The following is a 12,722-nucleotide window of genomic DNA, read 5'->3' as shown; positions in this document are numbered from 1 at the left end:
AGCTGTTTAACAAACTGTTACAGCTTAATTCTACGTACTTCCCCTCCAGCGCCTCTATCTAAATAATACAATTATACAATAAATCAATACCAATAAATAATATTACGATGTTAACACACCAATTTCTTTAGTCGCTGTAATTCTATCCTAATCCGACACTTTCATAATTTCCACAAATCATTTAAAGAAGCCGCTCCGTACAAGTATGCATCTATATAATCCAATATCAAGTAGTTATATAGAACACTATAGCACTTAATAAAGATAGAATCCTGCTGCTATTCCTGATGAAATGAAGCACAATTACACTGCTATACTTTTTATACTTCTCACCTCCACGCTGCGGTATGCACAGGCTCAGGAATTGTGCAATTTCGGGGCGCGTTCGGCGGGCATGGGCTATACCTCGGTGGCGGTGGCGGATGTGTGGGTGGTGGCAAACAATGCCGCAGGTATGGCCAGTCTAACGGCGCCGGCCCTGGGCGTGTATGCGGCGAACAGGTTTGGGGAGCGCGCCTTCACCACAGTTGCCCTGCAGGCTGTATATCCTACCCAAACGTACGGCACCTACGGCCTGAGCCTGAGCAGGTTTGGCGACGCGCTTTTCAGCCAGCAGCACGCCGGGCTGGGCGTGGCGCACAAGCTGGGGCAGTTCAGCCTGGGGGGCAAGGCCGATGTGTGGCAGGTAGCGGTGCAGGAGTATGGCAGCCAAAAGGCAGTGGCCTTCTCGGCGGGGGTGCAGGGCGAGGTGGTGCCCGATTTATACTTTGGCGCCTATGCCTTTAACCTGAACCAGGCCAGGCTGGCCTCTTTTGAGGATGAGCGTCTGCCCACCATCATGAAAGCCGGCCTCTCCTACCGCCCCACCTCCCGCCTGCTGCTGGCCGCCGAAACAGAGAAAAACATAGACCATGACGCCGATTTCAAGGCCGGGGCCGAGTATGCGCTCCTGCAGGACAGGTTTATACTTCGCTCCGGCTTCAGCACCCTTACCGGCAGCCTCAGCTTTGGGGCGGGCTTTGTGGCCAGGCAGCTGCAGGTAGATTACGCCTTCGGCTCCACCACGCCCATCGGCAACAGCCACCATATATCGGTGGGCTATACTTTTAAGAGAGAACCGTGAGAGTTTGGGAGTTTAGGAGTTGGGGAGTTTAGGAGTTAGAGAGGTTAGGAGTTGTAGTTAGGAAGTTAGAAGGTTAAAAAGTTAGAAAGTGGGGGGCTATACTTTGTACTTCATCTTTTGTCTTTTGTCAAACAGTCCTTTGTCTAATAGTCGTTTGCCATCGCGCTTATGAGAAGAGGCTTCTTTATACTTTGCTGCATGCTGCCTAGCCTGTCTCCGCTGCTGGCCCAGGACTACCCGCGCCAAAGTATAGACCTGGACTTGCTGGTGCAGGAGCTGTTTGCTGAGCAGGACGACGAAAGTATAAGCTATGAAGATCTCTACGAAACACTTTTCCAGTATTACCAGCGCCCTGTCAACTTAAACCGCACCACGCCGGAGGAACTAGCCTCGCTATACTTGCTGTCGCGCCCGCAGATTGTAGCCTTCTTTAACTACCTGCAGGAGAACGGGGAACTGCTGAGCATCTACGAGTTGCAGGCCGTTCCGGGCTTCGACCTGGCCACCATTTACCGTCTCTTGCCTTTCGTGCAGGTGCCGGACGCGGGCCTGCAGTCCGACGCGCGCCCGCTCTGGCAGCGCATGGTGGGGGAGGACAACAACGCACTTATACTTCGGTACGAGCGCACGCTGCAACAGCGCCGTGGTTATACTTCCGTAGACAGCACCAGCCGCTCCACCACCCGCTACCTGGGCTCGCCGGAGAAGTTATACTTGCGTTACCGCATCAGCCACGCCCGCGACTATAGTTTTGGCATTACCGCTGAGAAGGATGCCGGTGAGCAATTTACCTGGAGCCCCAGCACCCGCCGCTACGGCTTCGACTTTTATACCTTGCACCTGCAACTCTACAACAAGGGTCGCTTTAAAACCATTGCCCTAGGCGATTACCAACTGCAGTTCGGGCAGGGCTTGCTGCTCTCCTCGGGGTATAGTGTGGGCAAGGGCGGCGAGACGATTACCACCGTCAGCAGACCGAACCTGGGCGTTCGGCCCTACAGCTCCGTGCTGGAGTATGCCTTTATGCGCGGTGGGGCAGTAACGTATACGTTGGGCAAGGTGGATGTAACGGCGTTCTACTCGAACAAGCGCGTGGACGCTAACCTGCAATTCCAACTCGATACCCTGGACAGAGAAGAGAAGTTTTTTACCGGTATCCAAACCTCAGGTTTCCACCGCACACCCACCGAGCTGGCCAACAAAGACGCCGTGCGGGAGCAGGTATACGGCGGCAGCGCCCAGTATAGATCTGCAGACAAAACCCTTTCCTTAGGTGTTACCGCGCTGGGCACGCACTATAATGCCACCATCCGCAAAGCAGGGGCACCTTACCAGCGGTTCGAGTTTGGCGGCACCCATAACTATAACCTGGGCACCAACTACAGCCATACTTGGCAGAACGTATACTTGTTCGGGGAAACGGCTATGAGCAAAAGCGGCGGCCTGGGAAGTATAAACGGGCTCATCGCTAACCTGGCCCGGAACGTGGAGCTCTCGATGCTGTACCGCTACTACGCCCGCGATTTCCATACTTTTTATGGCAGTGCTTTCGGCGAAGGCACGCGCAACATCAACGAGCAGGGCTTTTACACCGGCATCAAGATAAAGCCCTTGCCGAAGTGGGAGATTACCGCCTACTACGACAGGTTCCGGTTTCCGTGGCTGCGCTATTTGGTAGATGCCCCCTCGCATGGGGATGAGTATTTGGTGCGCTTATACTTCCGACCCAACCGCCAGAGCAGCCTGTATGCGCAGATGCGCCACGAGAGCAAGGGCCGTAACCTGAGCGGCAACACTACCGCCATGGACTATGTGGCGCAGGCAGAGCGGCGCAACTACCTGTTATACTTCGAAACCTCGCCCACCCGCACGCTCAACCTCAAGTCGCGGGTACAGTTTGGCACTTATGCGCAGGAATCGCCGCAGCAGACAGGCTACTTCATCTCGCAGGACGTGAACTTCACCTTCAGCAAACTCCGCCTCAGCACCCGCTACGCCCTCTTTGACACCGACAGCTACGACACCCGCCAGTACGCCTACGAACGCGACGTACTCTATGCCTTCTCCATCCCAGCCTTCAGCGGCCGCGGCACCCGCTTTTATACGTTGCTCCAACTTCGCCCCCTCCGCGATCTGGATGTATGGCTAAAGTATGGCCTCACACATTACCGTGACCAACAAAGTATAGGCAGCGGCCTGGAGACGATTGAAGGACCCAGAAGATCGGATGTGAAGGTGCAGGTGAGGTATAGGTTTTAGTTACTTGGTTGCTAGCTTATACTTGCCAGCTTGTACATTTCTAGCCGCTGCTTCCCGCATCTTGACACAAGCTATCCTTACTAGCTTCCGATCCTCCTCTAGTTCGCACAAGCGTCTCGTTTCATCTCTGGCTTTGGAGCTCTCAAGCCCGAGAGGGCTCGCCTTCGGGCATCGCGCTGCTTTCGCTTCCTTTGCTCCTGCCGTCGCAATGCCCTCACGGGCACCGGAACCTCTCGAGGCGCTCAACCCAAAGGCTGGGAAACATTCGATAGCCGCTGCCCCTGCTGTCATCTCGACCTTCGGGAGAGATCTGAAGAGAATTCCAGATAGATCTCTCGCCCTGCTCGAGATGACAGGTGGAGCGGCAAGTACAAACTGTCGCCTTGAGGACAAGTGAGACGAGAGTCGAAACTTGCGACCAAAGGTCAATAGGGGTGTAATCGTCTGCAGAGACTCTCCTCCTCGGGGGAGCTGAGGTGGGTTTATACTTTTAGGGGCAGGTCGCAATCTGTCCGCGCAAGTACAGAAGCAATGAAGTTTATACTTTGGCCTAAGTAACAACAGGCTCCCCTTCTTGGCTAAGGAGGGTTAGGGGTGGTTGGACCCGGCAAAGTATAGTTCTCATTTATACTTTAAAAAAACCAGGGAGGTGAAGTATACTCCTCAAGAAGGCTGGGGTGAGTTAACAGTTTACCAGTGCCAGCAAACCCCAACCAAGCACTCACCCCAAGCTTAGCCAAAGCTATTTTCCACAGCAACTCTCAGGCTCCTGCAAGGCTGCGCAACTGGCTTTTACCTCCGCGCCCTGTACCTGCCCATCATGGCTCAGTTCGAGGTGGCAGCACTCCAGAAAAAGCTGTTTGAGCTTCTCGCGCCCGCGCTGTACCCTGGATTTAGCGCCGGAGTAAGATATCCCCAGCCGCTCGGCAATTTCCTTCTGGCTCACGCCTTCCAGCTCGCTTAGGCGCAGGGCCTCGGCATACTCGGTGGGCAGCAGGTTAATCAGGGGCTCTACCAGCGCCTCCACCTCCTGCCGGTTCTGTTCCGTCAGATCCTCCGGATCGGGCAGTTCTGCCCCAGCTTCCAGGGGCTGTCTTCGGCCACTCTCCCTGAAAAAGTCATGCACGGTGTTGCGGGTAATCTGGTAGAGCCAGGCCTTCAGGTTGTGCACGCCCTGCAATTGCTCGCAGTTCTTGTAGAGCTTCAGGTAAAGCTGCTGCAGAATGTCGTCGGCCTCCGCTTTATCCTGCACGCGTTTCAGCACAAAGCCGCGCAATTGCGCCTCGTATGCTAAAAACGCAGGAGCCACGGCCGCACAGCTATCCTGCGGCAAATGGGTGGCGGGGTTGATGCAGCAGTTTTCCATGACTTACTATATACCAACTATTTTGCTTCGTCTTTCCATTAGGCAAACGTCGCGCCACTGCCCGTGCAGTTGCCCCAGGCGCTCGCGCAGCCCCACTATCCTGAACCCGCACTGCTCGTGCAGTTTTATACTTGCCGCGTTCTCCTTGAGTATACCCGCCTGAAGGGTCCAGATGCCCTCCAGCTCCGACTCCTGTACCAGTTGCAGCAGCAGCAGTTTGCCAATGCCTCTGCCTTTATACGTCGGGTGGATGTACACGCTGTCCTCGGCCACGCCACTATACACGCACCTGCCCGACACTGCCGTCAACGCCCCCCAGCCGGCCACGGTTCCGTCTTCAGCCAGGGCGACCAGCCGGCAGCTTTTCATATACTTGCTGTCCCACTCCTCCCAGTCCGGGGCTTGGGTCTCCAGGGTGGCGTTGTTTGTGGCAATGCCCAGTTCGTAGATTTCTTTTACCTGCGGATAGTGCACTGGCAGCATCTCAGTTAGCCGCACTGCGTGTTGGGTGGTGATTTCCATAGTTTCAGGTGAGGGATTAATGTGAATCAGCAGCAAATATACAAGTATACTTGCTGCTGATTTTGTTTTTCTCAGTCTATTCTGTACTAAATGGCTTCGGTTGCTTCGGGGCAGCACTTGGTAGCAGGCTCTCCGTACACGGTGGACTCCCCGAACGTATAAAACGCTTCCCAATCCACACCCTGCGGGTCTGTAATCCACGACTTTTCGGACTTGGCGTAGCAGCAGGTGCACTTGCCTTCCTCCCGGATGGCGCCTTTGGCCTTTTTCAGACGGCCATATACTTGGCCCAGTTCTTCCTCGCTCTCGGCCTGTATGCCCAGGTGCTCAATGCCGGCATTCTCCGGGTGATGCGAGATGGCGAAGTTGACGCGCGGGTCCTCCAGCATCCATTTGGCGTAGTCTGGCTTCAGCACGGTAGGCTCGGCTCCGAAGAGGGCAGTATAAAAAGCGGTGGACTCCTCCAGGTTTTTTACCCTTACGTTTACGTGAAATCTTTTCATGGCTCTGTCTTTTTCAGGTGTTTTGTTCTTGTTACACTCTGATGACGGAGCCACTTCTAGAAAGACGCAGCTTTCAGGAAAATATTTTCTGTCCTCATAAAAAAACTCCGCCAGCGCAGAAAGGTTTGCGCTGGCGGAGTTAAGATCTATAGTAAGCGGATTGTACAGCGTAAGCCTGCAGCGCAGCAAGGGTTAAAGCTGTGTTGGGTTATGGTATTTGATTTTTGTACTCTTTATACAGTTTTACTCCTTCAGGCTCTCCCTGCCAAACTTCTATTCTGTAGTAATCGTCGCCTTCATCTTCGCCATTTACACTGTCCAAGTTCATTGAATAGATTCGTACCCTGTAATTACCTGGATTAACTATTTTCTCAAATTCTACGGCACCTGTAGGACAGTCAATTATTTGAAGTACTCCTGAATTCACTTGGAGGTCCCCTTCTACTACATGGTCGTACTTAGCAAAGTCTTCAGCTTTTTGTGAGTGGTTAAGAAACTCTATTTCTCCTTTTACAGGTCCATAGCATTCGGTGCCTACTCCTAATATTCCAGATTCTACAGCCAGCCTCCTAATGGATGCTGCATCTGACCAGAAGTCATCAGTACTTGTAGAGCCTGTTGGATTCTTATCAATAATGTAAAACTGTCTATGTGAAGTATAGAAATTGAGTTTGGCAGCGCCTATATTTTCATTCTGTTTCATATGCACGGTTGGATTGCATGAAATCAAAATCAGCAATAGTAGAATATTTCCTAATTTCATTGATTCTCATTTGCCATAGCTTCCAGCTAGCAAGTATAAATGTAGCTGCTCCCCCCTCTCCTTTTGGTCAATTCACATGCACAAGCTCTCCAGCGGGAGCTTTACTACCGTAGGCTTACCGGGAGCGTGACGCTGCATGGCCTCAAACTCCAGGCAGAACCGGATGGTATAGCCCAGCGGCTGGTCAGGGATGAGGGGGGTGCCGCCATACTCCTGCACCTTTTCCGGGTTTAGGTTTACTGTGAACAGGTAATGAAGGCTTTGATGCAGCAAGGTCAGATCCTCCGGAAAAACCGAAAAGCCGAAGCCTCCCTGTTGCGCCTCACCACCCAGCAAGGCATCGAGCATATTAGGCTCGCGGGAGTAGTAGTTCACCATGAACTTGCCTACGGTAAACTCATCTATACTATCCACGGCAGGCACGGCCACCGGCATAAAGGTGGCATACTCTCCCGGGTACACGCCCGTCACAATCAGCATGAAGCGCTCATCGCCCTCCTGATACAGAAAGCAGTCCCCGAACCGGTAATCCTGGCTGAAGTTGCGTACCGCCAGCTCCAGGTTGCCGCTTTTTTCGGCCAGATCGCCTAGCCTGTTCTGGTGCATGCAGCTGGCGCAGAGGCCTAGCAGAAGCAGCCCCCAAATAACCTTTCGCATCGTTTTCATAGGTTGGGCTTATACTTCGCATTACTGCACGTTCTTCACAAAAACTACCTGCTCCGCGTCCGATTTGATGATCTTGTTGTAGAACTCGACCAACTGCGCGAACGACTCCGGAGCAAAGCGCCCTTTATTCATCTGCATGCGGCGCACGTAAGTCAGGCGCTGTCCGTTTACCTTTACCGTGGCGCTATACTCCCCAAACACCGATTTATGCTCTACGTCGCGGGGCTGGTATTCCACGGTATAGCCAACAGGCACCTCAATCTCTACCGTGTCCACATCCAGGTAGGCCAGGGTGCGCACCACATCGGTCAGACGCTTTTCCTTCTGGTTGGGCACATGCGTCCACTTGCTCATCAGGTTTGGGTTGATGAACATGCGCTTGCCGCTAATGGTGGCGCACTGCCGCAGACTTAGCTCCAGATCTTCGGTAACGCTGGGGATGCGGTCTTTTTTCTGGGTAAAGCTATACTTGCCGATCTCGAAAGAAGGGGCCGAAGTGTTCTCGTAAAGCCACTTGCGCTGGTCTTCGGGTTTGCGGTTCAAGATAACCCGGTCGCGGGACTCCTGCTGGATGCCGGTGTAACGGGTGCTGACCTTGGCAACCGCGCCTCCGGCCTCATTTACCTTCGCGCTTATACTTCTGATTTGCAGGTTATCGTTGGCTCCGTAGGCGGTGGTCTTTACCAACTTGCCGCCCTCCGGCGTGATGAGCAATGCATGGCGGTCGCCGGTGAAGCTTCCGTTGTAGCCAGCGGCATCTGTTTGGCTGGTGCACTCCAGCCACATCGTGTCCTGCGCCATCGGCACGCCAAGTATGGCGTGGTTAAACTGGCTGCTCGGGAATTCGGTTTTAATGTCCGGCGTTCCCTCCCCGGCCCTGATAAGCGCGTAGTAGGAGTCCACGCCCACTGCCTTCAGCATCGCCTGGGTGTAAACAGACAAGGCCTTGCAGTCGCCGTAGCCCTTGCTGTCCACGAAGCTGGCCTCAAAGGGCTGCCAGCTGCCAATGCCCAACTGAATGGACACATAGCGCGTCTTGCCCTGCATGTAATCATACACCAGCCTGATTTTCTCCTCGGTGCTTTTGGCGTTGGCTGTGAGTTGCTGCAGTTTGGCCACCGTTTCGGCAGGCAGTTTGTCGCGCCCGTTGTTCAGCTTGTTTATCCAGAGGCCGAAGTCTTTCCAGGTTTCCATACTCCCCCGGTAGCCATCCACCTCAAACTCGTTGGGGGCCGTCAGCACCTGGGGCACCATTTCAGAAAAGGCGGGCCCATAGGGCTCACGGCTTACGGGCTTCAGGTTGCTCACCTCCCAGGTATAAGCTTGGTGGGTGGCCGTCTGCGTTACTTTTGCTTTCGGGGCGTGGCTGTTTTCCAGGTAGCGCAGCTTGGAGCCCTGAGGCACCAGCACCTGCAGCGAGGCTTTCTCTACGGCCAGCTTTTCCTCGTCCTGCGGGTACAGGCGGGGATAAAACATCATGTTCGACTCCGATACCTCATACTCGAACTCCACTGAATAAGGGTATACGCTATACTCCAGGCTGGCTATTTTCACACGGCTGTCTTCATACACGGAGATGCTGCTGATGGCGCTCACGTCCTTGATGTCGCTGCTCTTGAGCTTCTTTATCCGCTTGCCGAAGCGGTCATAGGAGGTGCCGGAGATGTTGGTGACCTTACTCATTTTATTGTAAGGCACGTAGAGCGTAGCTTTGTGGTCCCCGTTTTCGTTGAGGATGGTGATGGTGGTTTTAAAGCGGAGCGTGCCGCTGTTGATGGAGTTTACCGTAAAAACTGTCTCTTCAGAACGGATAATGGCGTTTGCGTCCTTGCTCAGCTCTCTCAGTGAGGTAATATCCGACGCAAATACCTGCGGGGCCAGCAGCAGCAGGCACATCAGGCTGCACAGCCATTTATAGGTTGGGTTTGTTTGTAGCATAGCCGATTGGTTAAAAATTTAATGAAATACCTGCCGGGCAAGCGCCAGAGTAGCGCTGCCCGGCAGGTATACTTTCTTAAAAGCTTATTTAGCTGCTATCTTCTTTAACACAATTTGCTCGGCGTGCTTGGCAATGATGCGGTTGTAGAACTCCTTCAGGTAAGCATACTCCTGCGCGTAGAACACCGGCTTGTTGATGTTCAGCCTGCTGAGCACCTGCAGGGTATTGCCCTCCTGCTGCACCATGTACGTAAAGCGTCCTCCGTTTTCCGGCAGGTTAACGGCTATACTTTGCGGCATCTCCTCAATCTCGTATCCTTCAGGTATGGCCAGCCTGCACACAAAGGTCTCGTCGATTGGCGTTCCGAAGTCAACGGGGTAAAGGCGCTCCTCCAGCTTGAACGGGTTTTCCTTCTCACCACGGCCCAGCATCGGGTTCAGGTAAATGATGCTGTTGTTGCTGCCGCTGCCGTTCACATTGATGTTGTAGGTGATGTCCAGCGTACTGCTCAGGTCCTCCAGGTTTTTTACTTCCGGCTTGGTGAGTTTAAAATCGCCAACCTCCTTGGCCAGACGTTCGGTATACTTGCTCTCGCCCTCGTCCAGTATGGTTCTGCGCATGTTTATGGCCCCGTAGCCGCCCAACGATTCACGGCCTGTGCCTACAAGTTCGCCCTGTGCGTTCATGGACAGGTCAGCGCTTACCAGTTTGGTGTAGTTTGTTACCGGGCTAAGGTTCACCCATCGGTCGGCTCCCTTCTTTATCAGGCGGCCCTGCCCGTTCAGGCAGCGACCAGGCAGCACGCCCACCGGCACTAGCGGGTCGGTGGCATCCAGCAGGTACTCCTTGTCATCCAGCTTTACATGCGTTATCACGTAGTTAAACTTGGTTATCATCGGCGACATGGCGGGGTTGACACGGCCGTTGCTGCGCGTGCTTACCAGCACAGGCGCCGCATCGAAGCCGGCCTCCAGCAGCATGGATGTCAGCAGCAGGTTGATGTCGGCGGCGTTACCGGCACGCTCGTCCCAGGCTTTGCGGATGGTGGTGTTGGCGTAGTAGCCGTTGTTGCCATTCCACTTCATGCGGCTTTTCACCAGGTCGAAAATGGCGGCCAGCTGCTCCGGCTGCGTTTTATACTTGCCTTGTACAGCGGCCAGCTGTTCTTTAAAGAAAGCGCTGCGGTTTAGCTGCACCCCAAACCTATCCTCTGTCAGCAGGTCTGAGGTTACCTTGGCCCAGTCGCCGGTCATGATGCGGGCGGTCTGGCCCGGGAACTGCACGCGCTGCAGCTCAAACTCAATCTTAGACTGGTAGTCGCGCACGGTGGTGATGTACTTTTCCTCCTTCAGGGCCGGCACATCCTTCATAATCCATACATAGGCGTTGTTGAGCATATCGGGGGAGGATTTGGCCGAACCGGTGGCGGTCTCCTTCAGTTGCTCGTTCTTGTGCAGCCCGTGGTAGCCCTGCACCAGGAACTTGTAGTCGAAGTACTCCGGGATGCGGGCGCGGAACTCGCTCCAGGCAACAGGTACTTTGTGCTGAAACTCCCAGTCGCGGAGGGCATAGATAAAGTCGGAAGTTACGGTATAGGACACGTCTATCACAGAGCCTTCCTTCACGTTCGGCATCGTAAACTTCTTGGCGTACCAGTACTCCGATGTCTTCTCGTCGAAAATGCTGCTGCCTTCCAGTTTGTCTTTCTTTATCTTGCCGTTCTCGAGGTTGTAGGTGAAGCCTTTCACCGAGCTTACGCGCTCTTTGCCGGAGCCCCGCTGGTAGTAAGGCACCACAAAGTCGGCCAGGTCGTAGGCGGATTTCTTGAAGATCTTGATGCGCATTTGCCGCTCCACTACCAGTTTCAGCTCGCCCATGTACTCAAAACGGGCAAAGCCATAGTCGGAAAGTATTACAGCGGCAGCGGAGGTATCCTTGTCGTAGGAGCTCATTTTGAGCTCATCCTCGGTTACCTTCCCGAATTTAACGGCCTGCGCAGAGGCAAAATGAGAAATGGATGCAAAGGCCAGCGCCAATGCGAACAGTTTTGTAAAGATTGCTTTCATAGGCAATAATAAAAATGAACGAAATATAAGTTGGTGTACAATTTAAAGAGCGCATAAAACTTCAGAAAGAATAGTGTAACACTTTTCAGATCAGCCTCATAGCCATACCTTTCACTGAAATTTGCTATAAAGAAAAGTATATTTCTATATATAATCAAAAGAAATCATAAAATTTAGTCAGGCCAGTACTATAGCAGCTTCTAAAGCTATTTTGCATATTTGCGCCTCGTCCCTATTTATCATTATCCCAATAAACTACCTACCGGAAAACTATGAAGAAAGCCTTACTTTGCCTGCTGTACTCCTTATGTTATACCTTGGCGCTGGGGCAGTCGGCTGAGGCCCTGCAAAGGGGCCAGGTGGCCAGATCCCGCATGGTGCAGGCCTTTGGCGGGGAGCAGGCCATTGGGCAGGTAAGGCACTTTAGCTATACGTTAGTGCGCACCACGGCCAGCGGCGATACCAGCCACACGTTTTATACTTTGGATCTGGCAAAACGCCACATCCGCACCAGCACCCAAACTTCCTCCGGCACCGAGGTGAGAGGTATAGACGCCACGGGCAACTGGAAAAGTATAAACGGCAAGCGGGAGGCTCTACCAGCGCAGGAGGCAGCGGCGCTGCAACGCACCTTCTTCTTCAACTTTATACCCATGCTGCAGAACAGGCAGCTGCAGTATACTTTCCTGCGCGCCGATACCTACCAAGGCCGCCCGGTGGACATTGTCCGGGTGGAGGATCGTACCACACAGAATCCGCTGGCCTTAGACCTGTTCATCGACCGGCAAAACGGCCAGGTGCTAACCTCCAGCCGCCCCGACAGTACAGGCCGTTACCCCTACTTTGCCGATGAGCTAGCCTACGAGCCTGTTGGGTTAGGTGTGGTTTTTCCGCTGGTGTACAAGATGGTTGTAGAGGGAGAGGTAACGTCGGTGGGAGAGTTTAAAGACGTAACACTCCGCAAATAAAAAAACCTGGAGGCCGCTGTTAATTTACAGCGGCCTCCAGGTTTATACTTTTATATATGCCTGTACTTACAGGTATTGGTCGAAATTATCTTGCTCAGACCAGAACTCACGGCATGCTTCGCGCTGCTGCTCTATAAAGTTGGAGTCCTTCTTCAGCTCTTTCCAGTTGCCATAGCCCAGGCGCTCGCACATCCTGAAGAAGTTATCGCCCTGGTTTTTCTGTCCTTTTACCTGCACCAGCGAGCTAAGGAGCGGTCTTCCCTCTCGATACTCCCTCTCCGAAATCTCGTTGATAACCTCCGACAACATGGACTTCTCGTGGGGGTTCTCCAGGTTCAGGCCTAGTTCGGCTTCATAGATAAGGTTCTGGTAGGACATGAGATGCGCTCTGCCGCGAGCTACTTGAATGAGTTTCTTTCGTACGCGTGAATTCATTGGAATACGGTATGGGGAATGAAGCGGGCAGCCAACCAAAATGCAAACAATCCGGCACGCCCACTATACTTTGAAAAAATAATATATATATACTTTATAACGTATTCTGGGC

The 12,722-nt window shown here is 53.3% G+C and carries 11 protein-coding genes; 3 read left to right on the top strand and 8 right to left on the bottom strand.

Going from position 1 to position 12,722, the window contains the following annotated elements; genetic code table 11:
* Positions 1–292: 292 nt before the first annotated feature.
* Both C8N40_RS21035 and C8N40_RS21030 read left to right on the top strand, forming a co-directional pair.
* The gene (locus tag C8N40_RS21035) at positions 293–1,123 is read left to right on the top strand and encodes a PorV/PorQ family protein (protein WP_108213779.1); all 831 of its coding nucleotides are present in this window, start codon (positions 293–295) and stop codon (positions 1,121–1,123) included.
* 168 nt (positions 1,124–1,291) lie between these two features.
* Positions 1,292–3,382, top strand: a complete 2,091-nt coding sequence (locus tag C8N40_RS21030) for a ComEA family DNA-binding protein (protein WP_108213778.1) — start codon at positions 1,292–1,294, stop codon at positions 3,380–3,382.
* A gap of 742 nt (positions 3,383–4,124) precedes the next feature.
* Here C8N40_RS21030 and sigZ read toward each other — a convergent pair.
* The 7 genes from sigZ to C8N40_RS20990 all read right to left on the bottom strand — a co-directional run bounded on the left by sigZ (position 4,125) and on the right by C8N40_RS20990 (position 11,207).
* Complete coding sequence (sigZ, locus tag C8N40_RS21020) at positions 4,125–4,748, bottom strand: RNA polymerase sigma factor SigZ (RefSeq protein ID WP_108213776.1); 624 nt, start codon at positions 4,746–4,748, stop codon at positions 4,125–4,127.
* Positions 4,749–4,754: 6 nt separating this feature from the next.
* On the bottom strand, positions 4,755–5,270 hold the full coding sequence (locus C8N40_RS21015) for a GNAT family N-acetyltransferase (protein WP_281259545.1): 516 nt from the start codon (positions 5,268–5,270) through the stop codon (positions 4,755–4,757).
* Positions 5,271–5,356: 86 nt separating this feature from the next.
* Positions 5,357–5,773, bottom strand: coding sequence for an ArsI/CadI family heavy metal resistance metalloenzyme (locus C8N40_RS21010; protein ID WP_108213803.1), 417 nt, complete (start codon positions 5,771–5,773; stop codon positions 5,357–5,359).
* A 208-nt stretch (positions 5,774–5,981) separates the two neighbouring features.
* Positions 5,982–6,476, bottom strand: a complete 495-nt coding sequence (locus C8N40_RS21005; protein ID WP_146173618.1) for a hypothetical protein — start codon at positions 6,474–6,476, stop codon at positions 5,982–5,984.
* Positions 6,477–6,608: 132 nt separating this feature from the next.
* A complete protein-coding gene (locus C8N40_RS21000) occupies positions 6,609–7,202 on the bottom strand; it encodes a hypothetical protein (protein WP_108213774.1) in 594 nt (197 codons plus the stop codon).
* Positions 7,203–7,223: 21 nt separating this feature from the next.
* Positions 7,224–9,140 carry a DUF3857 domain-containing protein gene (locus tag C8N40_RS20995; protein WP_108213773.1) on the bottom strand — a complete coding sequence of 639 codons (1,917 nt, stop codon included), beginning with the start codon at positions 9,138–9,140 and terminating at the stop codon, positions 7,224–7,226.
* A gap of 84 nt (positions 9,141–9,224) precedes the next feature.
* Positions 9,225–11,207 carry a DUF3857 domain-containing protein gene (locus C8N40_RS20990; RefSeq protein WP_108213772.1) on the bottom strand — a complete coding sequence of 661 codons (1,983 nt, stop codon included), beginning with the start codon at positions 11,205–11,207 and terminating at the stop codon, positions 9,225–9,227.
* A 272-nt stretch (positions 11,208–11,479) separates the two neighbouring features.
* Between C8N40_RS20990 and C8N40_RS20985 the strand changes: the two genes are divergently transcribed.
* Complete coding sequence (locus tag C8N40_RS20985; RefSeq protein WP_146173617.1) at positions 11,480–12,175, top strand: hypothetical protein; 696 nt, start codon at positions 11,480–11,482, stop codon at positions 12,173–12,175.
* 66 nt (positions 12,176–12,241) lie between these two features.
* Here the strand turns inward: C8N40_RS20985 and C8N40_RS20980 are convergent, their stop codons facing one another.
* On the bottom strand, positions 12,242–12,610 hold the full coding sequence (locus C8N40_RS20980; RefSeq protein ID WP_245756139.1) for a hypothetical protein: 369 nt from the start codon (positions 12,608–12,610) through the stop codon (positions 12,242–12,244).
* Positions 12,611–12,722: the final 112 nt, after the last annotated feature.

The organism is Pontibacter mucosus, from assembly GCF_003054055.1.
In the GTDB taxonomy this organism is placed as follows: Bacteria; Bacteroidota; Bacteroidia; order Cytophagales; family Hymenobacteraceae; genus Pontibacter; species Pontibacter mucosus.
This window is presented reverse-complemented; position numbering and strand designations above follow the sequence as displayed.

What these genes read in the sequence shown, in the direction of transcription:
- C8N40_RS21035 (WP_108213779.1), top strand. Translation starts at nt 293, where the DNA reads ATGAAGCACAATTACACTGCTATACTTTTTATACTTCTCACCTCCACG.
- C8N40_RS21030 (WP_108213778.1), top strand. Translation starts at nt 1,292, where the DNA reads ATGAGAAGAGGCTTCTTTATACTTTGCTGCATGCTGCCTAGCCTGTCT.
- sigZ (WP_108213776.1), bottom strand. Translation starts at nt 4,748, where the DNA reads ATGGAAAACTGCTGCATCAACCCCGCCACCCATTTGCCGCAGGATAGC.
- C8N40_RS21015 (WP_281259545.1), bottom strand. Translation starts at nt 5,270, where the DNA reads ATGGAAATCACCACCCAACACGCAGTGCGGCTAACTGAGATGCTGCCA.
- C8N40_RS21010 (WP_108213803.1), bottom strand. Translation starts at nt 5,773, where the DNA reads ATGAAAAGATTTCACGTAAACGTAAGGGTAAAAAACCTGGAGGAGTCC.
- C8N40_RS21005 (WP_146173618.1), bottom strand. Translation starts at nt 6,476, where the DNA reads ATGAAACAGAATGAAAATATAGGCGCTGCCAAACTCAATTTCTATACT.
- C8N40_RS21000 (WP_108213774.1), bottom strand. Translation starts at nt 7,202, where the DNA reads ATGAAAACGATGCGAAAGGTTATTTGGGGGCTGCTTCTGCTAGGCCTC.
- C8N40_RS20995 (WP_108213773.1), bottom strand. Translation starts at nt 9,140, where the DNA reads ATGCTACAAACAAACCCAACCTATAAATGGCTGTGCAGCCTGATGTGC.
- C8N40_RS20990 (WP_108213772.1), bottom strand. Translation starts at nt 11,207, where the DNA reads ATGAAAGCAATCTTTACAAAACTGTTCGCATTGGCGCTGGCCTTTGCA.
- C8N40_RS20985 (WP_146173617.1), top strand. Translation starts at nt 11,480, where the DNA reads ATGAAGAAAGCCTTACTTTGCCTGCTGTACTCCTTATGTTATACCTTG.
- C8N40_RS20980 (WP_245756139.1), bottom strand. Translation starts at nt 12,610, where the DNA reads ATGAATTCACGCGTACGAAAGAAACTCATTCAAGTAGCTCGCGGCAGA.